This window comes from Streptomyces sp. NBC_01478, from assembly GCF_036227225.1.
Lineage (GTDB): Bacteria > Actinomycetota > Actinomycetes > Streptomycetales > Streptomycetaceae > Streptomyces.
Window position 1 is genome coordinate 5401524 of the sequence record NZ_CP109444.1, and the last position, 23235, is coordinate 5424758.

The 23235-nt window shown below is 69.7% G+C and carries 24 protein-coding genes and 2 pseudogenes; 12 read left to right on the top strand and 14 right to left on the bottom strand.

The window, feature by feature from the left end; translation table 11 throughout:
* Window positions 1-705 precede the first annotated feature (705 nt).
* Together OG223_RS24205 and OG223_RS24210 are read left to right on the top strand one after the other, a co-directional pair.
* Window positions 706-1066: pseudogene (locus OG223_RS24205) on the top strand (ATP-binding protein); the annotation flags it as partial.
* 101 nt (window positions 1067-1167) lie between these two features.
* Window positions 1168-1527: a hypothetical protein gene (locus OG223_RS24210; RefSeq protein ID WP_200677240.1), complete on the top strand. Its 360-nt coding sequence runs from the start codon at window positions 1168-1170 to the stop codon at window positions 1525-1527.
* 117 nt (window positions 1528-1644) lie between these two features.
* Here OG223_RS24210 and OG223_RS24215 read toward each other — a convergent pair whose 3' ends face one another.
* The 8 genes from OG223_RS24215 to OG223_RS24250 all read right to left on the bottom strand — a co-directional run bounded on the left by OG223_RS24215 (window position 1645) and on the right by OG223_RS24250 (window position 7416).
* Complete coding sequence (locus tag OG223_RS24215; protein WP_329252356.1) at window positions 1645-1953, bottom strand: SCO5918 family protein; 309 nt, start codon at window positions 1951-1953, stop codon at window positions 1645-1647.
* Between the two features lie 49 nt (window positions 1954-2002).
* Window positions 2003-2407 carry a CBS domain-containing protein gene (locus OG223_RS24220; RefSeq protein ID WP_329252359.1) on the bottom strand — a complete coding sequence of 135 codons (405 nt, stop codon included), beginning with the start codon at window positions 2405-2407 and terminating at the stop codon, window positions 2003-2005.
* Between the two features lie 46 nt (window positions 2408-2453).
* Window positions 2454-3947: a DEAD/DEAH box helicase gene (locus tag OG223_RS24225; RefSeq protein WP_329252362.1), complete on the bottom strand. Its 1494-nt coding sequence runs from the start codon at window positions 3945-3947 to the stop codon at window positions 2454-2456.
* A gap of 360 nt (window positions 3948-4307) precedes the next feature.
* On the bottom strand, window positions 4308-4511 hold the full coding sequence (locus OG223_RS24230; RefSeq protein WP_055611897.1) for a cold-shock protein: 204 nt from the start codon (window positions 4509-4511) through the stop codon (window positions 4308-4310).
* A 258-nt stretch (window positions 4512-4769) separates the two neighbouring features.
* Window positions 4770-5267, bottom strand: coding sequence for an MmcQ/YjbR family DNA-binding protein (locus OG223_RS24235; protein ID WP_329252366.1), 498 nt, complete (start codon window positions 5265-5267; stop codon window positions 4770-4772).
* Window positions 5264-5659: an MmcQ/YjbR family DNA-binding protein gene (locus OG223_RS24240; protein WP_329252369.1), complete on the bottom strand. Its 396-nt coding sequence runs from the start codon at window positions 5657-5659 to the stop codon at window positions 5264-5266. The genes OG223_RS24235 and OG223_RS24240 overlap by 4 nt, the downstream gene beginning before the upstream one ends.
* A gap of 87 nt (window positions 5660-5746) precedes the next feature.
* Window positions 5747-6667: an SDR family oxidoreductase gene (locus tag OG223_RS24245; protein WP_329252372.1), complete on the bottom strand. Its 921-nt coding sequence runs from the start codon at window positions 6665-6667 to the stop codon at window positions 5747-5749.
* Window positions 6668-6936: 269 nt separating this feature from the next.
* Window positions 6937-7416 (bottom strand): MarR family winged helix-turn-helix transcriptional regulator, encoded by a 480-nt coding sequence (locus tag OG223_RS24250; protein WP_329252377.1) that lies wholly within the window; start codon window positions 7414-7416, stop codon window positions 6937-6939.
* Between the two features lie 237 nt (window positions 7417-7653).
* On the opposite strand from OG223_RS24250, the pseudogene OG223_RS24255 reads away from it, so the two are divergent.
* Window positions 7654-7789 (top strand): annotated as a pseudogene (locus OG223_RS24255) (IS5/IS1182 family transposase); the annotation flags it as partial.
* Window positions 7790-7799: 10 nt separating this feature from the next.
* Here the strand turns inward: OG223_RS24255 and OG223_RS24260 are convergent.
* Window positions 7800-8219 carry a hypothetical protein gene (locus OG223_RS24260; RefSeq protein ID WP_329252382.1) on the bottom strand — a complete coding sequence of 140 codons (420 nt, stop codon included), beginning with the start codon at window positions 8217-8219 and terminating at the stop codon, window positions 7800-7802.
* Window positions 8220-8467: 248 nt separating this feature from the next.
* Window positions 8468-8956: an NUDIX domain-containing protein gene (locus OG223_RS24265; RefSeq protein ID WP_329252384.1), complete on the bottom strand. Its 489-nt coding sequence runs from the start codon at window positions 8954-8956 to the stop codon at window positions 8468-8470.
* Between the two features lie 223 nt (window positions 8957-9179).
* On the opposite strand from OG223_RS24265, the gene OG223_RS24270 reads away from it, so the two are divergent.
* Together OG223_RS24270 and OG223_RS24275 are read left to right on the top strand one after the other, a co-directional pair.
* The gene (locus tag OG223_RS24270) at window positions 9180-9743 is read left to right on the top strand and encodes a hypothetical protein (RefSeq protein WP_329252387.1); all 564 of its coding nucleotides are present in this window, start codon (window positions 9180-9182) and stop codon (window positions 9741-9743) included.
* Window positions 9744-10516: 773 nt separating this feature from the next.
* Window positions 10517-13306: a helix-turn-helix transcriptional regulator gene (locus tag OG223_RS24275; RefSeq protein ID WP_329252390.1), complete on the top strand. Its 2790-nt coding sequence runs from the start codon at window positions 10517-10519 to the stop codon at window positions 13304-13306.
* Between the two features lie 126 nt (window positions 13307-13432).
* Here OG223_RS24275 and OG223_RS24280 read toward each other — a convergent pair whose 3' ends face one another.
* Genes OG223_RS24280 through OG223_RS24295 form a run of 4 tightly spaced genes read right to left on the bottom strand, consistent with a single transcriptional unit; the run spans window position 13433 to window position 15390 of the window.
* The gene (locus OG223_RS24280; protein ID WP_329252393.1) at window positions 13433-14407 is read right to left on the bottom strand and encodes a zinc-dependent alcohol dehydrogenase family protein; all 975 of its coding nucleotides are present in this window, start codon (window positions 14405-14407) and stop codon (window positions 13433-13435) included.
* Window positions 14408-14457: 50 nt separating this feature from the next.
* A complete protein-coding gene (locus OG223_RS24285; protein ID WP_329252396.1) occupies window positions 14458-14640 on the bottom strand; it encodes a hypothetical protein in 183 nt (60 codons plus the stop codon).
* Window positions 14637-14927, bottom strand: coding sequence for a YciI family protein (locus tag OG223_RS24290; RefSeq protein ID WP_329252399.1), 291 nt, complete (start codon window positions 14925-14927; stop codon window positions 14637-14639). Before OG223_RS24290 ends, OG223_RS24285 begins: the two co-directional genes overlap by 4 nt.
* A 55-nt stretch (window positions 14928-14982) precedes the next feature.
* Window positions 14983-15390 (bottom strand): nuclear transport factor 2 family protein, encoded by a 408-nt coding sequence (locus tag OG223_RS24295; protein WP_329252402.1) that lies wholly within the window; start codon window positions 15388-15390, stop codon window positions 14983-14985.
* 344 nt (window positions 15391-15734) lie between these two features.
* Here OG223_RS24295 and OG223_RS24300 point away from each other — a divergent pair, with 344 nt between their 5' ends.
* The 7 genes from OG223_RS24300 (at window position 15735) to OG223_RS24330 (ending at window position 22678) form a co-directional block, all read left to right on the top strand.
* Window positions 15735-16037, top strand: a complete 303-nt coding sequence (locus OG223_RS24300) for a tautomerase family protein (protein WP_019064730.1) — start codon at window positions 15735-15737, stop codon at window positions 16035-16037.
* A 44-nt stretch (window positions 16038-16081) separates the two neighbouring features.
* Complete coding sequence (locus tag OG223_RS24305) at window positions 16082-16516, top strand: GlcG/HbpS family heme-binding protein (RefSeq protein ID WP_329252409.1); 435 nt, start codon at window positions 16082-16084, stop codon at window positions 16514-16516.
* A 54-nt stretch (window positions 16517-16570) separates the two neighbouring features.
* Entirely contained in the window at window positions 16571-17404 is an 834-nt protein-coding gene (locus OG223_RS24310) for an alpha/beta fold hydrolase (RefSeq protein WP_329252412.1), read from the top strand.
* 121 nt (window positions 17405-17525) lie between these two features.
* A complete protein-coding gene (locus OG223_RS24315) occupies window positions 17526-17804 on the top strand; it encodes a WhiB family transcriptional regulator (RefSeq protein WP_329252416.1) in 279 nt (92 codons plus the stop codon).
* A gap of 57 nt (window positions 17805-17861) precedes the next feature.
* Window positions 17862-18731, top strand: a complete 870-nt coding sequence (locus OG223_RS24320; RefSeq protein WP_329252419.1) for an aldo/keto reductase — start codon at window positions 17862-17864, stop codon at window positions 18729-18731.
* Window positions 18732-18940: 209 nt separating this feature from the next.
* A complete protein-coding gene (locus OG223_RS24325) occupies window positions 18941-19768 on the top strand; it encodes an alpha/beta fold hydrolase (protein ID WP_329252422.1) in 828 nt (275 codons plus the stop codon).
* Window positions 19769-19855: 87 nt separating this feature from the next.
* On the top strand, window positions 19856-22678 hold the full coding sequence (locus OG223_RS24330) for an AAA family ATPase (protein WP_329252425.1): 2823 nt from the start codon (window positions 19856-19858) through the stop codon (window positions 22676-22678).
* Window positions 22679-23235: the final 557 nt, after the last annotated feature.

The following is a 23235-nucleotide window of genomic DNA, read 5'->3' on the forward strand; positions in this document are numbered from 1 at the left end:
TACCCGGGTTCAAATGTCGGCCCGGGCGATCCTGATGGCGCTCGGCTCCTCCGTTCTTCCCTCTGGGATCAACTGCTTACAAGTGGGGTACTGCGCACTGCTGGTGATACGTACTGCTGATGATGCGAACTGCTCAGCGGCCTGTGACAGCGCCACTCTCCGGCAGCCAGCCCCGTCGCCCGTCCTGCGTCTGCTCTGGCTTGGAACCCCACTGCCGAACCTCCCGGTGCGCGCGTCCGCAGCCGACGCCTTCACCGAGGTGCTGCTCACTTACTTCACTGCTGGGTCCTGCGAACTGCGTGTACAGGTACTGCCACTGCGGTCCTGCTGACGGCGGCCCCTGATCACTGCGGGCCACCCGGTCCGGTCGTCAGCCGCGTCGCCGTCCTGCAACCGCTCTGGCTTCGCGACTCCACCACCGCACCGTCCTGCGCACTGCACTTGCATGTACTGCCGCCCGGCAGTTCGTGTCTGCCAGGCCCTGCTGTCTCGCTGGGCTACGAGAGAACCATAACCACGCCCCCGTCCCAATGTCTACTCCGACAAACATAGATTTCCGCGCGTTCGACAGAGAGGCAATCGACCTCGAACAGCGGCAGGCACAGGCGGAACGGCCGTCAGCGCCTGGCCAACGGGCCACAGGCGGGGGAACGCGACACGGCAGGCAGAACCGGACATCGACGATCCAGCGACCGGGGAGACCTGATGAACACCATGAGCGTCGACGTCGCGACCGTCCGCTCCGCGACCTCCGTCGCCGGCGCACGCGAAAGCACCCGGGACTTCCTCGGAGGTCTCCACCTTCCGATCGCAGCCGAGGATGCCGACACCGTGGTCCTGATCGTCTCGGAGCTCGTCACCAACGCCCTGCGTCACGGCGGCGGCACCTGCACACTGGACGACCGCACACCCGGACAGCATCAAGGTGACCGTGCACGACCACAGCCCGCAGGCGCCGCGCATGCGCACCCCCGGCCTGCACGACGGCACCGGAGGCTTCGGCCGGCCCATGGTCAACCGTCTCGCACGTACCACCGCGGTCACCCGCCAGGCGGCAGGCGGTCGGCGGTCGGCGGTCGGCGGTCGGCGGCAAGACCGTGAGCGCCGTCCTCGCCCGGTAACGCCACCGCTGAAGCAGCCGGATGGCCGGCAAATACAATCCGACCCATGTCGAAGCATGACGAGCTGCTCGTTGACGTCGCCACCGTGGTGGAGTCCGGGCAGAGCAACCAGATGTCCCTGACCGTGGTCACCGGCGGCGCTGTCATCACCGGCCGGCTGGCTCCCGAAGCCGTGTGGAGGCGGAGGGTGTCGGAGGTTCTGACGGATTCCGCCCGCCTGGGAGAGTTCTCCGCCGTGTTCGACACCCCCGCGAAGGAGGACGGGCCACCCACTCATCTGCACTTCCACGTCGCCCGAATTCTTCAGGGCACGGTGGGGATCCCGGAGACGGGCGGGATGTACCGGGTCGCGATCGACGACGTCAGCGCCTGGACCGTGGGCGACTTCAGCTATTCCGACCACTGATATTCCGGCCGCTGAGGAACCACGGCGACGGGAACCCGTCGCACGCAGTGGGCCCGGCCGACTTGTGTCGGCCGGGCCCACTGCTGTTCAGGTGTCGGCGCGTGCCTGTCGCGTCGGTCAGACGGACACGGGAGTGCCGAGCATCGCGGAAGCCTGCCGGAGCGAGCCGAGGATGCCTACGGGTACGGCCTTGGGGAGGGCGCGGCAGGTGAAGCCGAGCTTGGTCATCGCCCGGCGGACTTCGTCGGCGCTGAAGTCGCGGCGGTCCTGGCGGGTGATGACCTGGCCGACCTGCTTGACGGGGTAGTGACGGCGGCCGATGATCACGGACTCACCCATGACCTGCTCGGGCTTGATGCCCTTCATCGATTCCAGCACACCGCTCTTGGTGAGCTCGAAGGGGAAACGGGCGATGACGCAGCGCATGGGGCCTCACAGGGAGAAGGGGAGAACGGTTCGACCAGGGTGAGGCGGATCAGCGGGAGAGGGCGAGGACGCCCAGGGCGCCACCTTGCCCGTCGGCCACTGGCAGGGCACCGAGCCGACGGGAGCGCATCGCGTGCTCGGCTTCGGCCATCGTCATCACGGGTGACGTGGACGACCGGTGGTCGCCGAGGATGTCGCGCAGGCGGACGCGGTCCGTGTAAGCGGAGTTGTCGCGCACGGCGGTGAGTTCGGTCCGGGTGACCAGGCCGATGCACTGGCCGTCCTGATCGCAGACGACCAGCCGGCCCGTGCGGGCGGCGGTCATGACGGACAGCGCCACCTCGACGCTCATGTCGTCCCAGACCTGTGGTCCGGCCATCTCCACGACCTCAGCCGGCGTCCTGTGCACAGGGCCGGCGTTCGCCGGGCGGGGCTGCGTCTGAACCAGCGTCAAAAGATGCCTCCTGCGGAGATGGGCCAGGTTCCTGATCACGAAGGTTCTAGGCCGCCGCACCGACGACGGACTGGCGTACGGGCCCGCGCCGGGCACCCGACGAGGGGCGGCGCCGGCCCCTGGAGGAGGCGCTGCGCTTGGGGCGTTCGGCCACGGGTGCGGTGATGACGACCGGGATGCCGGACGGAGCCTGGGCACCGGTGATGCGGTTCAGTTCAGCCTCGCCGGAGCGGACCTCGGTGATCTGCGGCCGGATCCCGGCGTCCGACATGAGGCGGGCCATGCCGCGTCGCTGGCCGGGTGTCACGAGGGTGACGACGCTGCCGGACTCGCCGGCGCGCGCGGTACGGCCACCGCGGTGGAGGTAGTCCTTGTGGTCGGTCGGCGGGTCGACGTTGACGACCAGGTCGAGGTTGTCGACATGAATGCCTCGCGCCGCCACATTGGTCGCCACCAACACGCTGACATGCCCCGTCTTGAACTGGGCGAGTGTGCGGGTGCGCTGCGGCTGCGACTTGCCGCCGTGCAGCGCGGCGGCCCGGACCCCGCTGTTGAGGAGGTCCTGGGTCAGCCGGTCGACGGCGTGCTTGGTGTCCAGGAACATGATCACCCGGCCCTCGCGGGCGGCGATCTCGGTCGTGGCGGCGTGCTTGTCGGCGCCGTGGACGTGCAGGACGTGGTGCTCCATCGTCGTGACCGCACCGGCCGACGGGTCGACCGAATGCACGACGGGGTCGGTGAGATAGCGGCGCACCAGCAGGTCGACGTTACGGTCCAAGGTGGCGGAGAACAGCATCCGCTGCCCCTCCGGACGCACCTGGTCGAGCAGTGCGGTGACCTGCGGCATGAAGCCCATGTCGGCCATCTGATCGGCCTCGTCCAGCACCGTGATGCCCACCTGGTTCAGACGGCAGTCGCCACGGTCGATGAGGTCCTTGAGCCGGCCCGGGGTCGCGACGACGACCTCGGCACCGCCTCGCAGCGCGCCGGCCTGCCTGCCGATCGACATCCCGCCCACCACGGTGGCGAGCCGCAGCCTGACGGAGCGGGCGTACGGAGTGAGCGCGTCGGTCACCTGCTGCGCCAGCTCACGCGTCGGTACGAGGATCAGTCCCAGCGGCTGGCGGGGCTCGGCACGCTGTCCGGCCGTGCGGGCGAGCAGCGCGAGGCCGAAGGCGAGGGTCTTGCCGGAACCGGTGCGTCCGCGGCCCAGGACGTCACGGCCCGCCAGCGTGTTCGGCAACGTCGCACCCTGGATCGGGAACGGTGCGCTCACACCCTGCCTGCCGAGTTCGGCCAGCAGTTGCTCGGGCATGTCGAGATCGGCGAAGCCCTGGGCGGCGGGCAGCGCGGGGGTGATCGTCTCAGGGAGCGCGAACTCACCCTGCACCGCGGCGGGCCGGCGGCCGTAACCGCCGGAACGGACAGGCCCGCCGGAACGGCGCGGTGCCGACGAGCCGTAGCGGCTGCCGCCCTTTCCTGCGTCGGCACTGCCATTACGGGTGCGGGCGGAGCGGTCGTTCGTACGTGTGCGGTTCATGCGGAACCTTCCTCGATGTGGCACATATCAAGGAATTCCCGCAGCATTGAGCAGCGCGGAGAACTACAAGTATGGACCGATGACAAAAAGGCAAAAGGCAAAAGAAAGCAGATCCGGCCGACGGAAACCCACGCGGGCACAGGTGCTGAAATGAACGACGTGACAGTGACGCACAATCCGGGCATCGACTGCGGTGCGGCTCTTCAGGTTGCGTCTGCGTCTCTGAAGGATGAGCCGCACGTGGTGAGGCTGGGGATTTCCCCGAGCCGTCCCGCAGGTGAAACCGCTGCGGGAAAACGCGTGTAGCTGGGGCCCGCACCCCGAGGGATGCGGGCCCCAGCTACAAAGTGTTCGTCAGCGTCAGGCCGGAACGATGTTCTCGGCCGTCGGGCCCTTCTGGCCCTGCGCGATGTCGAAGGTCACCTTCTGGCCTTCCTGCAGCTCGCGGAAACCCTGGGCGGCAATGTTCGAGTAGTGGGCGAACACGTCAGCGCCGCCACCGTCCTGCTCGATGAAGCCGAAGCCCTTTTCCGCGTTGAACCACTTCACGGTACCAGCAGCCATGTCATATCTCCTTCGGGGCAGTACATCGGAATCCACACTGTGCGGACACCGTGTCGCCGCAATGATTACCCCGCCCGGAAAACGACCGGAAATACAAAAGCGCTCTCCCCGGCCGAAGCCGAGTGGGAGCACTTGAAGTTTCGGGAACCAAAACTGCAACTGAGATCAACAGTAGCACGCCGCCACGACCCGCGCCGGTCAAACAATTCCACTCCGCCCATTGCGACAAAAACTCTCGCCGCATGGTCCGGCAAACTCTCACCTCACAAACACAGTTATTGACTCACTCACAGTGCAACGTTCCGGAAAAGCGGAGTCGCCAGCCGCAGCCAGGGCCGCCCGAGCACGGGGAGGTACGCGGCTGTCCGCAAGGTCGAATTCAACAGGGTCAGGTCCCCTGTGATGCGGCACGAGTGCGTTATGAGCCCGGCCGGTGGCGCCGGCGCCGACACCGCCCTCCGCGACGCCACAGCCCTGACCGAAGCCCTCGCCCAGGCCGCCACCGGCGCACCGCTCATCCCGGAAGCGGCCCGGGGTGATCGAGGCGTAGCCGCGCTCCAGTGCCCGCGCGTGCTCGGGCTCACTCTTGACCGTGATGATCTGGTCGTCCGGGTCGTCGGTGACGATCAGGAACACCTTGTCCGCGACCTTGTACACGTCGAGTCCGGGGGTGAAGGGGCGGCCGTGGCTGACGTCGGGGAGGGCGAGGGCCGCCTTGCGGGCGGTGTCCTGGAGGCGGTCACCGGCCGCGCTCACCGGACCGCCCGAGTGCTGGTGCCGTAGGTCTGCGGGTCGACGGGCTGCTCGGCCTTGGGCAGGTGGGAGACGACCAGCAGATAGGAGTCGGTGACGAGCTCCCTGACAAGGTTGTTGTCGACGCCTGTCCCGCCCTCCAGCGTGATCCAGTGCCTCTTGTTCATGTGGTAGCCGGGGGTGATGTGGCTGTTGTGTTCACGGAGAGCCTGGGCCTCGCCGGGGCCCGCCTTGAGGATCACGACGGGGCGCCCGGGGACGTCCGTCATCAGCATGAACACCTTGCCGCGCACCTTGAAGACCTCCCAGTCCGGGCCGAAGGGATGCTCTAGCCGGGCTGCGGGAAGTTCCTGCGCGCACTCGGCGGCGAACGTCTGCAAGGTCGATCCGTTCATGAGTGTCTCCGTTCTCGGGTCCAGGAGGGACGGGCCCGAGGCGTCCTGGTCAGGCCGCCGGGCGTCGAGGGATGGGACGCGGGCCTGTCAGCGGTGCTGTGCGGTGCGCAGCTCGTCGGTGAACCGGGCGAGGATGTCCTCGGCCGTGGGGACGGGGCCGAACAGCTGCTCCTGGCGGCGGGAGTCGGCGACGTAGCGTCCGGTGTCGAACCAGCCGAACATCGCGGCCATGTCCTTGACCACCGGGTTGAAGCGGCCGACGACGGCTCCTGCGGCGCGGACGACGACGGAGGGGACGGCCCACACCTTGATCTTCCTTCCGGCCCGGTGGCCCATCAGGTCGGCCACCTCTCGCATGCTGACCGGACGGTCCCAGCCGATGTCGATGCGCTCACCGGCCTCGGCGTCGGCGTCGACCGCGGCTGCCAGGTACGCCGCGAGGTCGGAGGTGCGGACGAAGGTGAGCGGGACGGTGGCCTTGGACATCCAGATCAGGCGGCCCTTGTCGAGCGGGTTGCCCGCCATGGTCGCGACCTGGTCGAGGAACGCCCCCGGGCGCAGGGCGACGAACGGGACGCCGAGCTGTTCGAGCTTGTCCTCGGCGAGCTTCTTGTGCCAGAAGTGCGGGACGTGAGGTGTCTGGTCGCTGGTGAGGATGCTGGTCAGGACGAACCGCCGGATGCCGGTGCGGTGGGCGGCCTCGGCGAGGTTGGCGTTGCCGATGGTGTCGATGTCGTTGGCGTTCTTGCCGCCGCGGGTGTAGCCGGCGGCGGTGGTGATGACGGCGTCGGCGCCGTTCATGGCGGCCACGAGCGAGCCGATGTCGAGCATGTCGCCGCGGGCGATCTGAACGCCCCGGCTTTCGAGCCGGCTGGCGTCGCTGGTCGGCCGCACCAGAGCCCGGACGTTCTTGCCGCGCGCCAGGAGTTCGTCGACGACCTTGCTCCCCAGGGAGCCGGTCGCCCCGACGACGAGGACAGGGAGGGCGGTTGAGTCGGTGGCAGGCATGGGAGTCTCACTTTCCATCAGGCTGGTGGGCGGTGGCTGCAGGCACAGGCGCCCGCGTGCCGGGCGGGGCTGGGGGAGGCGGGCCGTGGTGGCGCATCCGTAGCGCGCCTCGCCGCCACATGCCGCGTCCGGAACAGCCGGTACGGGGTGGGTGACATGGCCTGGCTGGAGGTGGTCGTGCCGCATGCGGGGCGTTGTGCACCCCAGTCCGCGTGCCCCTTATTCATGTGTGGTGTGGCGTACGCGGGCAGGGGGTGTACGCCGGGGAGTCAGGTGGACTCTTCCTCGGGCAGCGCGCGGTTGCTGATCGCCTCGGTGATGGCATAGGCGGTCTCGACGAAGGACTCCGCCTGCTGCTCCGACAGATTCCGGGCGGTGGTCTCCTCCAGGGTCTGCCACAGGGCCGTGATGGGCTCGCGCATCGCCCGGCCCTTGTCGGTGAGGTGGACCACCATGACGCGCCGGTCGTGTGCGGCCGGCTCGCGGATGAGCAGGCCGGCGTCCTGCATGCGGCGGAGCGCCTTGGAGATGGTGGAGTGGTCCACGCCGAGGCATTCGAGCAGCTCGGACTGGGACTGGCCGTCCCGGTCGAAGAGGTGCATCAGCACCAGTTCCTGTCCGAGATGCAGGTCCATCTCGCGCAGCAGGGCGGCGGCGTAGGCGCGGTGGGAGCGGGCAAGTTGGAAGATCGCGTAGCTCATCGGTCCTGCGTCGGCCGTCGTGGGGATGCGGGGTTCGGGGGTGGGCATGGTTCGGTTCCTCAGCCAGTGCGGGTGGGGTAGTCGGTGTAGCAGGCCGCTCTGCCGCCTGGGGAAGCGGTGGGCGGGCGCGCTCAGCCGACGGTCAGGACGAGCTTGCCCCACACGTGCCCGGCGTCGCCGACCGGCTGGGCCGTGGCCCTCGGTCGAGCGGGTAGGTGCTGACGGTTGTGACGACCTTGCCGGCTCTGAGAGCTTGCGACTGGCGCCACTCACTGTGCGAGGAGTCGGACGATCGCCTGGCTGCACGGGCTTGCGCCGGCTGCGGATCCGCTGGGAACGACGCGATGGCATCCACGAAGCCCTCCTCGGCTTCGCCGCCTGCCTCATCACTCACCGCCGCGTCCAACGCCCAGTTCCGTGAGACGTCTCTGTCAGGACTTCTTGAGCCAGCGTTGCAGCGCCTCGGGCACGTTCGTCGGATGCGAGCTGAAGCTCAACCGGATGTCGGGCTGGAGGTCGATGAGCACGTTGACGATCCGTTCGAACAGGACGGTGTACTCCGGGACGTTCTTGATGCCGCCGCCGATGAGCACCACCCCGAACGAGCGCCCGTCGAACAGTCGGCGCAGCTCGGCCTCAGCCTCGTCGGGGTCCAGGCTGACATAGCCCTCCTCGCCGTCGATGCCCGTGGCCCGGAGCGCGGCCCAGTTGCGCTTCCTCATGGCGACCAGTTCTTCGAGCGTCGCAACCCCCGGCGGGAAATCGTCCGGCGAAAGCGCATCAGGGGTGATGCCGAGGGTCAGCACGCGTTGATTGATCGGAGGCTTCACTTGAGAGTTCTCGTGGGACATGGGGTCGCTCCTCCAAGGCAATACGGCCCGCTCTGACGGCACACCCATGGGGTCTCCTCAGTTCTGCGGGGGAAGTTCCAGAGAAAGTGTGGCTAGCCACATGATTAACGTAGCAGCAATCGTGTGGCTAGCCAAGTATTCGCACATGCGAGGGCCGAGGTGGCTACCTCGGCTCACTTCGGGGTGTACCGATCACTTGCATGCCGACCACGTAAACGGACACGGCGACCACCAGGCGCGAGCAAGGGTCAGCACCCCTCGGTGGCACGGTCTACCTCATCCCCGCCGGTCGCCGAGATGCGCGGCGGCCTCCTCCGGCTGGTAGTCGTTGAACGCCTGCTCGTAGAACGCGATGACGAGCTACGTGGCTCGCGGTTCTCCGGTTCGCCGGTCCAGTCGTGGGCGGCGAAGACGACGGTGAGGAAGCCGTTGGGGGCTTCGACGCCCCAGGCGCCGTGGATGATGTGGGCGACCTTCAGGGACTCCGGCTTCACGGTCAGGCCGGTCTCCTCGTACAGCTCGCGCACCGCGGTCTCGGTGACGGGCTCGCCGGGTTCGCTCTTGCCGACGGGGAGGTCCCACATGCCCTGGGCGAACTTGGCGTTCTGGCTGCGCTGGAGGAGGACGACACGGTTGGTGGCTTTGCCGTGGACGATGACGGCGGCGACCAGCAGGGTCATGGATTCGAGGGCGGGCGGCAGGGCTTTGGGCTGGTCGTCGGTTGTCCGCTGAGCCACGGCTGGTGCCCCTCCGTCGGCCGGTTGGTGGGCAACTTAGGCCAGTGCTTCGCGTGCGCGGCGGGCGAGTTCGGCGGCTCCCGGCACTTGGGAGCAACACCTCGACCGCGCCGGGCTCTGGCTCACCTCGTCCGAGGAGTTCCATGACGCGCGCCACGGTGGCTGCCGGCCCACCACTCTGCTGATCACCGCGCGCAAGCTCTGGCTCCCCTGGGAGAAACCGATGCGCCCGCCCTGCCTCCTGCTCGACGTCGATGGCGTCCTCATACCTTTCCCGGACGCCGAAGGGGCCAGTCCGGCAACCCACAACCGGCACGATGTCGTGCCCGCTGACCGGAGCGCTGACGACCCGGTCACCATCTGGCTCAGCCCTGCGCATGGCCCCTTGCTCATGCAGGTGATCCGGACCGGCCTGGTCACCCCTGTCTGGTGCACCAGTTGGCGCCAAGACGCCACCAACCTGATCGGACCGCTCCTCGGTGTCCCGTCCCTGCCGTGCGTAGACCTCCCACGCCCGCAGATCACCACCAGCCACCCCAACGGGTATCTCCGGAAACGCGATGACGTCGATACCTGGCTCGGCGACGCACCCGCCATCTGGATCGACGACGACTTCACCGACCTCGACCACGAATGGGCGGCGGGACGCACCACCCGTGGTCAGGTGACCGCGCTCGTCCAGGACGATCCTCAACGAACTCGGGGGCGCCATGCCCACGATCATGGACATCCTGCGCCGCATGGGAGACGCCTTCCTGGCCGCCCCGGAACCTGCGCCCGCAACTGAGACCGGGGACCGCCGCGAGGCCCGTGCGCAGCGTCGTCGCCGTATCCGCTGAACGAAAGAGGCCAGCTCAGACGGGTCTGAGCTGGCCTTCAGGATGAGCCCCCTGTCGGATTCGAACCGACGACCTACGCATTACGAGACCATGAGCGATCGTGTCGTCCTGTGATTCGTCGTGCCGCGTGGTGACGTTGTGCCTGATCAGAGCATGCGTGGCAGGTTGACCCGTACCGCCTGATGCCGCGCCGTCCAAAGGCGTCCGGCCACCGGCTGGCCACCGGGAGGGCCCTTGCTGGTGACGGGAAGCAGGTTCACCGAGATTGTCGGCCTTCGGCAACCCCTTCGCACACATGCCGGATCTCCCGCAGGTCGCTCCAGAGAGGCCCCCATTTCAGCGATCTCGGTCACGGTTCCCGTGATGGCCCGTCCACGATGCAGGGTCTTGAGGAAAGACCAGTCTCGGTCGCTGGGACCCTCGGACGACCCCGTTGGCCGGGGCATGCGTCAGGCGGTTCAGGACCTACCGGACACTGCTCGGGCCAAATCACCCGCTTCCCCGACCCCGCGGACAGAGGGACTGTGCGGCGCGCCGTCGCATAGGGTTGGCACAACCAAGGGGGATTTCGAACACGGCGGATGGTCATGCAGTGGTCGCGACGGCGAGGCGCCCTGGTCGCGTCTCGTCCAGGACCTGCGCACCGTGCGCTTACGCAACCTCCTTGCGCTTCCGTGAGGTGATCGACAACAGGTTTCACACGGCAAGAGGAGCCATCCCGATGACCGCGGAGCGGGAAAGGCCCGAGCACCGCCGGGCCGCGTCCGGCCTGACGGGACGTGCCGGCGAGCTGGACCTCATCAAGGCCGTCATCGAGGACACCGGTAAGTCGGGCGGCTCGCTCACACTCTTCGGCGAACCCGGAGTGGGCAAGTCCGCATTGCTCGACGCAGCCGCCGATCTTGCCCTGGAGAACGGCATGCGGACGCTGCGGGCGGCCGGGGCCGAGTTCGAGGCCAATATCGCGTTCGCGGGGCTCAACCAACTGCTGGTGCCGCTGGCTCCGATGTTCCCTCGGCTCGACTCGTCCCACGAGAGCGCCCTGCGGGTGGCACTGGGCTTCGGCGACGGCCCGACTCCCTCGCGCCTCCTGATCGCGACCGCGACACTGTCGCTGCTCCTGCTCGCCGCGCAGGAGCAACCGCTGGTGGTCATCGTCGACGACACCCAGTGGCTCGACGACGCGAGCGCCGACGTGCTGGCGTTCGTGGCCCGACGGGTCGCCGACACCGCGGTGCGTGTCCTGACGGCGGTCCGCACCACCGGGCAGCCGCCGACCAGTGACGGCAGCAGCCTCACCGTCCGCTCCCTCGGCGACGCGGCGGCCGAGTCGCTGCTGATCGGCCGCTACCCGGATCTGGCCGGGCCCGTGCGCCGGCGCATCGTCACCGAGGCGCAGGGGAACCCGCTCGCCCTGGTCGAGCTGCCGGCCATGCTGACCCCGGACCGGTACCCGACCGCCGATGCCCTGCCCGCCGTACTGCCAATGACCGAGCGGCTCAGCCGGACGTTCACCTCCCGCATCTCCGCACTCGCGCCCGAGACCCGGGACCTGCTGTTGCTGCTGGCTCTGGACGGCTCGGGGCGGGCGCTGTCCGACGAGGGTGTGGTGGGCTCCGGTGCCGCGGCCCAGCTGGACATCGCCGAACACGAACGCATCGTCGTGGTCGACCAGCAGCACACGGTGGTCTTCCGCCACCCGCTGGTGCGCTCCGCGGTGGTCGAACTGGCCGGGCCCGAGGCCCGGCGCAGAGCCCACCGGGCGCTCGCCAAAGGCCGGGCGCTGGATCCGGGGCACCGGGCCTGGCACCTGGCGGACGCCTCCTTCGGTCCCGACGAGGAGGTGGCCAGCCTGCTGCAACGCGAGGCGATCCAGGCCCTCAAGCGCGGGGACCCTACGGCCGCGGTGGCGGCGATGACCCGCTCGGCGGATCTGAGTCCGGACCTCCAGCAGCGCTCGCAACGGCTGGCGGCGACCGCTTACTTCGCCGCAGAGGTCCTGGGCGACCTGCGGTCGGTGTCGAGCCTGCTGAGCGATGCCCGGCGGGTGCACGCGGGCGTGGGCTCGCTGGCCGCCGCCTCTGCGGCGGCTTCACTGCTGCTGTACTCCGACGGGGACGTCATCTCCGCGTACCGGGTGATCAGCGCCGCGCTGCAAGCCCCGGACGTCGAGCCCGCCGCAGAGGAGGTCAACTCGGCGATCTGGATTCTGTCGCTGACCGTCGCCCTCAACGGGCGCAAGGAGATGTGGGACTCCTACCGCAAGCTGGTGGAGCGGTACCGCGACCTGCTGCCGGAGTCCGTGCTGATCCGCTCCGAGATCGCCACCAACCCCGCCACCGCCTCGCCCGAGGCACTGGCCACCCTCGACCGGCAGATCGCGGCCCTGGCCACCGAGCGCGACCCCGGGCAGATCATCCGCGTCGCCTACGTCGCCAACGACGTGGACCGCCTCGCCGACCTGCGCGAACCGCTCCTGCGGGTGTGGCGCGAAGGCAGGCAGGCGGGTGCCGTCGCCTCGGTGACCAACGCGCTGATGCTGTTGTGCGGGGAGAGCTACCTGGCCGGGCGCTGGGACGACACGATGCGCTTCGCCGAGGAGGGCCTGGAACTTGTCGAGGCCTACGGATACCTGGAGTTCGTCTGGTACCTGAAGTACAGCAAGGCCCTGGCCGCCGCCGCACTGGGCCAACAGGACGTGGCGGAGGAGCCGCTGGAGTGGATGCTGTCCTGGTCGCTCCCGCGCCAGGCCTTCATCGTGCCGCAGCACGTGTACCGGGTGCGGACGCTCGCCGCCATCGGCCGCGGCGCCTACGAGACCGCGTACGCCGAGGCGGTCAGGATCAGCCCGCGCGGCGTGGAAGGCGGCACCGCCCAGCAACTGCAGCTGTTCGTGGCCTACGACCTGGTCGAGGCGGCCGTACGGACCGGCCGCACCGAACAGGCCCGGGAATTCGTCGACGCGATGCTGCGCATGGGCATCGCGAAGATCTCCTCCCGCTGGGCGCTGCTCGTGGCGGGGGCCCAGGGGCTGGTGTCCGAGGGCGAGGTGGCGAGCGCCCACTTCGAGCGGGCCCTTGCGGCGGCGCCCGAGGAGCTGTGGCCCTTCGAGCGTGCGCGGGTGCTGCTGGCGTACGGCGAGCACCTGCGCCGTGAGCGGGCCACCGTCGAGTCACGGGTGCAACTGGTCGCGGCGCTGGGGCTGTTCGACCGGCTGCGGGCCGCGCCGTGGGCCGAGCGCGCCAGGAACGAGATGAGGGCCACCGGCCTGTCCCGCCGCCCGGCCGACGTGAGCCAGGTCCAACTCACCCCGCAGGAGCTGCAGATCGCCACGCTCGCGGCATCAGGGCTGACGAACAAGGCGATCGGCGAACGGCTGCACCTGTCCGCCCGCACCGTCAGCGGGCACCTGTACAACGTGTTCCCCAAGCTCGGCGTCACCACCCGCGCCGGCCTGCGCGACGCGCTCACCGCGCTGGGCGAGCAGCACGATGATCCGAGGTTTCCGTAGCCAGGGAGAACAGCCGGGTCGGGTGACTGGTACGGCGAGGGAGCCCGGGCGCGCGCCGCAGTAGGCGCTGAACGGCAAGGAGCCCGGCAGCGCGTTGGTCGCGCTGGCGGGCTCGTTGCCGTTGGGTCAGGCGTCGATGTCGACGACGATCTTGGCGTGGGCCGAGCCGTCCTCGACGGCCGTGTGGGCCTGGGTGACCGTGTCCAGGGTGTAGCGGCGGGGGTCCAGCAGTGGCTTGAGCAGGCCGGCGTCGGCCAGGGCGGCGGCTTCGCGCAGGATCTCGCCGTGGTGCTCGCGGCCCTTGCCGGTGAGCATGGGCAGCAGGGTGAAGACCCCGGAGTAGGTGGCGCCGCGGAAGGAGAGCGGGGCCAGGCTGTGGCTGCCCCAGCCCAGGGCGCTCAGGACGTGGCCGGTGTAAGTGCGCACCGCGGCGAAGGAGTTGTCCAGGACGGCGCCTCCGACAGTGTCGAAGACGATGTCGAAACCTTCACCACCGGTGTGGGCGGCGACGTACTCCTCCACCTCGGTGCCGGCGTAGTCGATCGCGGTGGCGCCGAGCCCACGGACGGTCTCGGCGTGGGCGGCCGAGGCGGTGGCGAAGACCTCGGCGCCACGGGCCCGGGCGATCTGTACCGCGACGTGACCGATGCCGCCTGCTCCGCCGTGCACCAGGACCTTGTGCCCGGCGCCGACCTCGGCCCGGTCCACCAGGCCCTCCCACGCGGTGACGACCGACAGCGGCAGCGCCGCAGCCTGCCGCATGGTCAGAGCGGCGGGCTTGTGGGCAAGCAGGCGGGCGTCGGCGGCGGCGTACTGCGCCAGTGATCCCTGCAGGTCACCGACACCGCCACTCAGCCCGTACACCTCGTCGCCGACGGCGAAGCCGGTCACCTGCGGCCCGACCTCCTCGACAGTGCCGGCCAGGTCCAGGCCCAGCACCGCGGGCAGGACGGAACGAGCGTGTGCTGCCTGACCGGCGCGGATCTTGGTGTCCAGGGGGTTCACGCCGCTGGCGGCGATCCTGACCAGGACCTGGCCGGCGCCGGGCACCGGCTTGGCGATGTCGGCCAGTTCCAGCGGGGTGGCGAATTGTCTGAGCACGGCTGCACGCATGGTCACTGTCTTTCGGTGGGTGCGGGTGGTGGCCGCCGTCATACGGGGCGGTGGAGCTGGGGTCGGGCCGCTCGCGCCGGGGTCGCCGGGTCGAGGGCCGCCGCCGTGAAGGCGGCGGGGTTCTCCTGGGGGAGGTCGTGCCCTGTGTGCGGTACCCGGCGGTGGGTGCGCGGGGTGCCGAGCGCGGCGGATCCCGTGCACGTCGTCGCCGCGGGGATCACGGCTGCAGCAGCCACTGGGCCTCGGCGCTCGCGCGTGACGGGCGCCAGTCGATGACCGTGTGCGTGGCCACCTCGGCGATGCCGAACGGGTCCAGGGCCAGGATCCGGCCCAGTGCCTCGCGGTCGGCGGCCCGGGCCAGGACGAGGCCGCCCGTCCTGGGGTCCTGGCGGCCCGAGGCGAGGAAGTGGCCGGCCGCGTAGTTCTCCTCCAGCCAGGCGTTGTGGGCCTCCAGGTGGCGGTCGATCTCTTCGAGCGGCGCGGTGTAGTTCAGGATCACGATGAACATGGCGGGCACTTCCGATCTTCGGACGGGGCGGTCAAGGGGGGTACGGCGGCAGGGGTCAGGCGGGCTGGACCCGGGCCCAGAAGTCGTTGAACTCGACGCTGTCGAAGAACGCGACAGCGCTCACGATCCGCTGGTCACGCATCGTCAGGAACCAGGCGTAGGTGTTGTCGTAGCGCGATCCGTCCCGCACCGTCGCGCTCGCGTCGAACAGGGCGACCACGGTGTCTCCGTCGGCGTACAGTGCGCGGACGGACGGCACCAGCGGGCTGCTCATCCGGGCGTTGAACGGATAGATGACCGCGTCGAGGAACGCCTTGCGGGTGGGGTAGGTGCCGGAGGCGACGCTGTTGCCGACGATGGTCCAGTCGGCGTCCTCGGCCAGCAGGTCGAACACTCCGCCAGTACCGGCGGCCCAGGCGTCGAACGCCTCCGCGACCAGCTGCTTGTTGGATTTCTCGGACATGGGGTTTCTCGTTTCATCGGTGGGGGATTCGGCGGCTGCGCCGTCCTTACCCATGGTCGTCGCCGCCCCACGGCCGGGCATGAGTCATCCGACCCGGGTTTCACCGACCCCGGCCCACCTGGGCGGATACGGGCACCGGCCCGGTGCGCTCGTCACCGGTACCCGGCGCACCCGGTGCGGGGGTGTCGCCGTAGGCCGCGCGGCTCTGACCCGAGGGCGGCGCCACGCAAAGACCCTTCGCAGTCAGGTCGGATGACTGGTGCGGTCCGGATGCCCCCGGGGCGACGCTTCAGTTGTCCCCGCCGCTCGGCAGGGACAACGCATCCCGACCCAAGGAGCACCCCATGCCGTTCGTCAACGTCAAGCTCGTCGACGGAGTGTTCACCACCCAGGAGAAGCACGACATGGCCGCCGCCCTCACCGAGGTCATGGTCAAGTTCGAGGGATCCGAGGCCTTCCGCGAGATCGTCTGGGTCCTCATCGAGGAACTCCACACCGACGGCTGGCACATCGGCGGCAAGCCCTTCGCCGGCCCCGCCACCCTCCTCGACACCCTCGGCCGCTCCGCCGCCACCTACCAGACCATCGACGGCCACCCCGTCACCCGCCCCGACCTCGCCAAGGCCGCCCCCTACCAGGAGAAGTGACACCACCCGGCACGACCTCCGGCACGACCCGAAGAGGAACGGCCATGCCCCTCACGCAGATCTCGCCCGTCATCCTCACCCTGGACGACGCGGCCACGGCCACCGCCGCAGGCGTCCACAAGGCCACTGAGCTCGGGGTCCCGTACACCTTCACGGTCCTCGACGGCGGCGGCAACACCGTGCTGGTGACCCGGATGGACGGTGCGGCGCTCGCCTCCATCGACACCTCCCGGGCCAAGGCCCGCACCTCCGTGTACTTCGGCGCCGCGACCGCGGACCTGGCCCCCGCCGTGCAGTCCGGCGCCCCGCTGTCCTCGATCCAGACCGCCACCACGCTCCCGCTGGCCTTCGTCGCCGGCGGCGTCCCGATCACCGACGCCCGCGGGGTCGTCGTCGGGGCGCTGGGGGCCGGCGGCGGATCGCCCGCGCAGGACCACGAGGTCGCCGCCTTCGCGGTCCAGGCCCTGCGCCGCCGCTGAACCGGCACCCCTCCCCTCCCCTCCCCTTTCCCCACCCACTCAGGAAGCGAAGCCATGCCCTACATCACCGTCGCCAAGGAAAACACCACCGACGTCGACCTGTACTACGAGGACCACGGCGAGGGCTCCCCCGTCGTGCTGATCCACGGCTACCCGCTCGACGGCAAGTCCTGGGAGCTGCAGATCCCGGCGCTCCTCAAGGCCGGACACCGCGTCATCACCTACGACCGCCGGGGCTTCGGCCAGTCCAGCCAGCCCACCACCGGCTACGACTTCGACACCTTCGCCAACGACCTCGACGTACTGCTCGACGTGTTGCGCCTCAAGGACGTCGCCCTGGTCGGCTTCTCGATGGGTACCGGCGAGATCGGCCGCTACATCGGCACCCATGGCACCGACAACCTGCGCAAGGTCGCGTTCCTGGCACCCATCGAACCGTTCCTGCTGCAGACCCCCGACAACCCCACCGGCCTTCCCGCCGACGTGTTCGACGGGATCGTCTCGGCCGCGGAGTCGGACCGGTACGCCTGGTTCACCAGCTTCTTCAACGACTTCTACAACCTCGACGTGAACCTGGGCACCCGCATCAGCGAGGAGGCGGTACGCGGCAGTTGGGTCACCGCCACGCGCATGTCCCCGTTCGCGTCCTCGGCCGTGGTGCCCAGCTGGCACACCGACATGCGCGCCGACATCGCGAAGATCGACGTGCCGACGCTCATCCTCCAGGGAACCGCCGACCGGATCCTGCCGATCGACGCCACCGGCCGCCAGTTCACCAAGGCGGTGCCCGACGCGCAGTACGTCGAGATCGACGACGCCCCCCACGGGCTGCTGTGGACCCACGCGGACCAGGTCAACACCGCGCTCGTCGACTTCCTGGCTTCCTAGTCGTCACGTTCCTCGCTGCGTAGTCGTCACACGGGCGGGCCGGAGCCCGGCAACTGCCATCCCCTGCCCGCCCGCGTACCACCCGCCCGCTCCTCCTACTTCCGCGGAGAAGACATCAACCATGAACGCCAGTCCCCTCGTCCCCCTGCTCGACGCCTGGCAATGGCAGGCAGACGCCGCCTGCCGGGGCATGGCATCGGCCGTGTTCTTCTCGCCTCCCGGCGAACGCGGCCACCGCCGACGCAGGCGCGAACAACGCGCCGTAGAAGTCTGCCGCGCCTGCCCGGTCCTCGACATGTGCACCGCGTTCGCACTGAGCACCCGTCAGCCGTACGGAGTCTGGGGCGGCCTGACCGAACGCCAGCGTGACATCCCATGCCCCGAGTCGAGGGCCGCGTGAACGCTGGCACCCCGCCGAACTTTGCAACGAACGCTTATTCGATAAGGAAGGCAGACCATGGCACAGGAAACCGCCCGCCCCGCCGACTCCTCCGGGGTCTACCGCCTCGGCGGCGACCTGCCCGTCAACCGGCTCGGCTACGGCACGATGCAGTTGACGGGTCCCGGAGTGTGGGGCGACCCCAAGGACCCCGAGGAGGCCGTGCGCGTGCTGCGCCGGGCCGCCGAGCTGGGCGTGAACTTCTTCGACACCGCCGACTCCTACGGCCCGTTCGTCAGCGAGCAGCTCATCCGCAAGGCCCTGCACCCGTACTCCCAGCACCTGGTGATCGCCACCAAGGGCGGGCTCTCCCGCTCGGGCCCGGACGACTGGCGCGCGCTCGGCCGCCCCGAGTACCTGCGGCAGCAGACCGAACTGAGCCTGCGCCACCTGGGCGTGGAGCGGATCGATCTCTACCAGCTGCATCGCGTCGACCCCAAGGTCCCGCTGGCCGACCAGGTCGGTGAGCTGCTCCTGCTGCAGCAGGAGGGCAAGATCCGCCACATCGGTCTGTCAGAGGTGACCGTGGAGCAGATCGAGGAAGCCCGGAAGATCGCGGACATCGTCTCCGTGCAGAACCTGTACAACCTGGCCGATCGCGGTGCCGAGGACGTTCTGGAGTACGCCGAGCGGGAAAACCTGGGCTTCATCCCGTGGTTCCCGATGGCCACCGGCCGGCTGGCGCGCCCGGGCGGCCCGCTGGACACGCTCGCCAAGGAGCACGCTGCAAGCCCCTCCCAGCTGGCCCTGGCCTGGCTGCTGCGGCGCTCCCCGGTGATGCTGCCCATCCCCGGTACCTCCCGCGTGGCCCACCTGGAGGAGAACACCCGGGCCGCGCAGGTCACCTTGACCGACGCCCAGTTCCAGGCACTCAGCCAGGCCGTCTGACCGGCGCCCCGGCCCTGGCGGGCCCAGCGCACTCCCCTCCCCGCAGCCACCCCCTGGGCCGGGTCGCACGAGCCTCCGGCCCAGGGGGTTCCACACGCAAGCGACTGCATGGCACGGCCGACCTGCTGGACCTCGTCCTGACAGCCCATGGAGCACCGCCTGCCCTGGCTTCCCCCCTCACCCCCCACTCCCACGTAAGGAGATCCACCATGTCCTTCCCTCGCCCCCGGCTGCGCACCCTTGTCATCACCGCCGCTGTCACCGCTTCGGCCAGCCTGTCCCTGATCCCGTTGGCCTCCGCCCACACCAGCCGCGCCGCCCCCAGGCCCACGGTGGTACTGGTGCACGGCGCCTTCGCCGACGCTTCGAGCTGGAACGGCGTGGTCGAGCGGCTGCAGCGCGACGGCTACCCGGTCATCGCTCCGGCCAACCCCTTGCGCGGCCTGGCCGAGGACTCCACCTACGTCGCCGGCGTCCTGGCCAGTGTCAAGGGACCGGTCGTCCTGGTGGGCCACTCCTACGGCGGCGCCGTCATCTCCCAGGCCGCCGCCGGCGACCCTCAGGTCAAGGCCCTGGTCTATATCGCGGCGCTCGTCCCGGACAAGGGCGAGAAGCTGAGCGCGCTCTCGGACAAGTTCCCCGGCACCAACGAACTGGCCCCCGCCCTGCGCCCGGTGCCCTTCAGCAACTCCGACGGCACCGGCGGCTCGGACCTGTACGTCGACCCCACCCGCTTCCGGGCCGTGTTCGCAGCCGACCTGCCCGCTTCCCAGACCGTAGTGATGGGCGCCGAACAGCGCCCCGTCGCCGCCGCCGCGTTCGCCTCCTCGGCCACGGCCGCCGCCTGGCACACCATCCCCTCCTGGGCCCTGGTCGCCAGGCAGGACGAGGCGCTGGGCGCGCCGCTGGAGCGGTTCGAGGCCCGGCGCGCCCACTCGCACACCGTCGAGATCAACAGCTCCCACGTCGCGATGATCTCCCACCCCGGCACCGTCACCCACCTCATCGAGGACGCCGCCACGACAACGGCCCGCTAGAGAATCGGTCCCCTGGAGAAGGGAAAGACGCAGTGCGGTGCGGCGTCGAATAGAGTCGGGACTGACAGGAGAAAGAGGCGCCTCCTCATGAGCGCAGAGCACCTGGGCACCGAAGGCCAGGGCGTCGCGACCGGCCTGACCGGCCGGTCCAGCGAACTGGACCTCATCCGAGCGGTGATCGACGACACCGCCCGGCTCGGCGGCTCGCTGACCCTGTTCGGTGATCCCGGTGTGGGAAAGTCCGCCCTGCTCGACGCCGCCGCCGATCTCGCCGGCGCCCGGGGTATGAGGACGCTGCGGGCGGCCGGCGCCCAGTTCGAGGCCAACATCGCGTTCGCCGGCCTCAACCAGCTACTGGTACCGCTGGTCCCGCTGTTCGCGGAACTCGGCCCGGACCACGAGAGCGCTCTGCGGGTGGCACTGGGCTTCGGCGAAGGCGCGACCCCCTCACGCATCCTCATCTCGACCGCAGCTCTGTCACTGCTCCTGCTCGCCGCAGAGGAACAACCTCTGGTCGCCATCGTCGACGACGCCCAGTGGCTCGACGACGCCAGCGCCGACGTCCTGTCCTTCGTGGCCCGGCGGGTCGCCGGAACCCGAGTGCGGGTGCTCTCGACAGTCCGTACGACCGGGGAGCCCCTGCGCGCTCGCGGCGACGTCAACAGCCTCACCATGCGTTCCCTGGACGACGCCGAGTCCGAGGCCCTCCTCCTCGCCCGCTACCCGGACCTGGCCGAACACGTGCGCCGGCGCATCGTCTCCGAGGCCCAGGGAAACCCGCTCGCCCTGGTAGAACTGCCCGCGACGCTGGCCTCGGACCGGTACCCCACGGCGGACATGCTTCCCGCCGTGCTGCCGCTGACCGAACGGCTCACCCGGATCTTCACCGCCCGGATCACCGCGCTCGCACCGGAAACCCGGGACCTGCTCCTGCTGCTCGCCCTGGACGGTTCGGGCCAGGCACTGTCCGCCGAGAGCGTGGTGGGACCCGATGCCGCCGACCACCTCGACATCGCCGAACGCGAGCGGATCATCGTCGTCGACAGCCGCCACTCGATCGTCTTCCGCCACCCACTGGTGCGCTCCGCCGTCGTAGAACTGGCCCGTCCCGAGCAACGGCGCAGGGCCCACCGGGCACTCGCCGGCTGCCGACGCGCCGATCCCGGACGCCGCGCCTGGCACCTCGCCGACGCCTCCTACGGCCCCGACGAGGAGGTGGCCACCCTCCTCCAGCACGAGTCGATCCAGGCCCTCAAACGCGGAGACCCCTCCGCGGCGGTGGCGGCGATGACACGCTCGGCCGACCTGAGCCCGGATCCCGAGCACCGGTCACAACGCCTGGCCGGGGCCGCGTACTTCGCGGCCGAGGTGATGGGAGACCTCCAGTCGGTCTCGCAGCTGCTCACCGATGCGCGCCGCCTGGACGCCAACGTCGGCTCGCTGGCGACGGCTTCGGCCGCGGCCTCGCTCATGCTGTATTCCGACGCGGACGTCGTCTCGGCCTTTCGGGTGCTCACCACGGCCCTGCGGGCCCCCGGGGCGGAGCCGACCGCGGAGGAGATCAACGCCGCGATCTGGGTCCTCTCGGTGATCGCCTCGCTCAACGGGCGCAAGGAGATGTGGGACCCCTACCTCGAACTGGTCGACAAGTACCGCGACTTGCTGCCCGAGGGCCTGCTCGTCCGCTCCGAGGTCGTGTCCAATCCGGCCCTCGTCTCTCCCGAGGCACTGCACACCCTGGACCAGGAGATCGCGACCCTGACGACCGAGCTCGACCCCAGCCAGATCATCCGCGTCGGCTATGTCGCCAACGACGTCGACCGCCTCGCCGACCTGCGCGAGCCGTTGCTGCGCGTCTGGCAGGACGCCGCCCGCACGGGGGCCGTCGCCTCCGTCACCAACGCGCTCATGCTGCTGTGCGCGGAGAGCTACCTCGCCGGCCGATGGGACGACACCCAGCGCTTCGCGGAAGAGGGACTGGAGCGCGCCGAGTCCTACGGATACGTCAACTTCGTCTGGTTCCTGCACTACAGCAGGGCCCTCGCCGCAGCCGCGCTGGGGCAGCAGGACGAGGCCGAGGAACCGCTGGAGGCAATGCTGGCCTGGTCGATCCCGCGCCAGGCCTTCATCGTCCCGCAGCACGTGTACCGCGTACGAACCCTCGCGGCGATCGGCCGCGGCGACTTCGAGACGGCGTACACAGAAGCGGCCAGGATCAGCCCACACGGACTGGAACCGGGCACCGCCCGCCAACTCCAACTCTTCGTCGCCTACGACCAGATCGAGGCCGCCGTCCGCACCGGCCGCACCGAACAGGCCCGGGGGTTCGTCGAAGCGATGCTGCGGATGAACATCACGAAGATCTCCACCCGCTGGGCAATGCTCGTGGCCGCGGCACAGGGCCTGGTGTCCGAGGGAGAGGTAGCGAGCACCCACTTCGAACGGGCCCTCGCAGCGGCGCCCGAGAACCTGTGGCCCTTCGAACGCGGACGCGTCCTGCTGGCCTACGGCGAACACCTGCGCCGGGAACGGGCCACCGTCGAATCACGCATCCACATCAACGCCGCGCTGACGATCTTCGACCGGCTGCGGGCCGCACCGTGGGCCGAGCGCGCCCGAACCGAACTGGGAGCGACCGGCGTATCCCGGCGCCAGACAGGCTCGACGGACATCGGGCTCACTCCGCAGGAGTTGCAGATAGCCACGCTCGCGGCCTCGGGCCTGACGAACAAGGCGATCGGCGAACGGCTCCACCTGTCCGCCCGCACGGTCAGCGGACACCTCTACAACGTGTTCCCCAAACTCGGCGTCACCGCCCGCGCCGGCCTGCGCGACGCACTCACCGCCCTCACAGCACAGGAAGGCCTGTCGCCGGGTGCGGTGGTGCGCCCGACCACCGACGACGGGTGAGCCGCCGAGGCCTGGCGTTTCGTCGGGTCAGCGGCCGACGGCAGGCCCGGCTCGGGCGGAGCCGTCCTTGGAGCGGGTTGTCGATCACACCCCAGGCGGAGCGCATCGATCGCGGGATTGTCCGGACGCCACAACCCTGCGACCCCAAGTGCGCCTGCGACCGCACGGCCGATCGGAACCCATCCGCACAACCGCTGCACGCTCGGCCACGGCATGGCCACCACGCCAACTCCGACAGACCGAAGCCGACCGGCGGAACGGGGCAAAGGTCCAGGTCACAGCTCTGCGAACCGAAACGCCCACTGGCAGTCGACCCCGGACCCACGCATTGCGATGCGTAGCCCACAGGTACCCGATCAGCCCGGATTCCCAGGTCACCCGAAACAAGAAACCTCAGGTCAGAGGCCTGACCTGAGGTTTTCCACGGAGCCCCCTGTCGGATTCGAACCGACGACCTACGCATTACAAGTCCTGGCGGGATCTTGCCGGGTGGTTCCGGACGCTGACTCGGTGTCCGGAACCACCAGGTCAGAACAGGTTCGTAGTGGGGTGCGGTC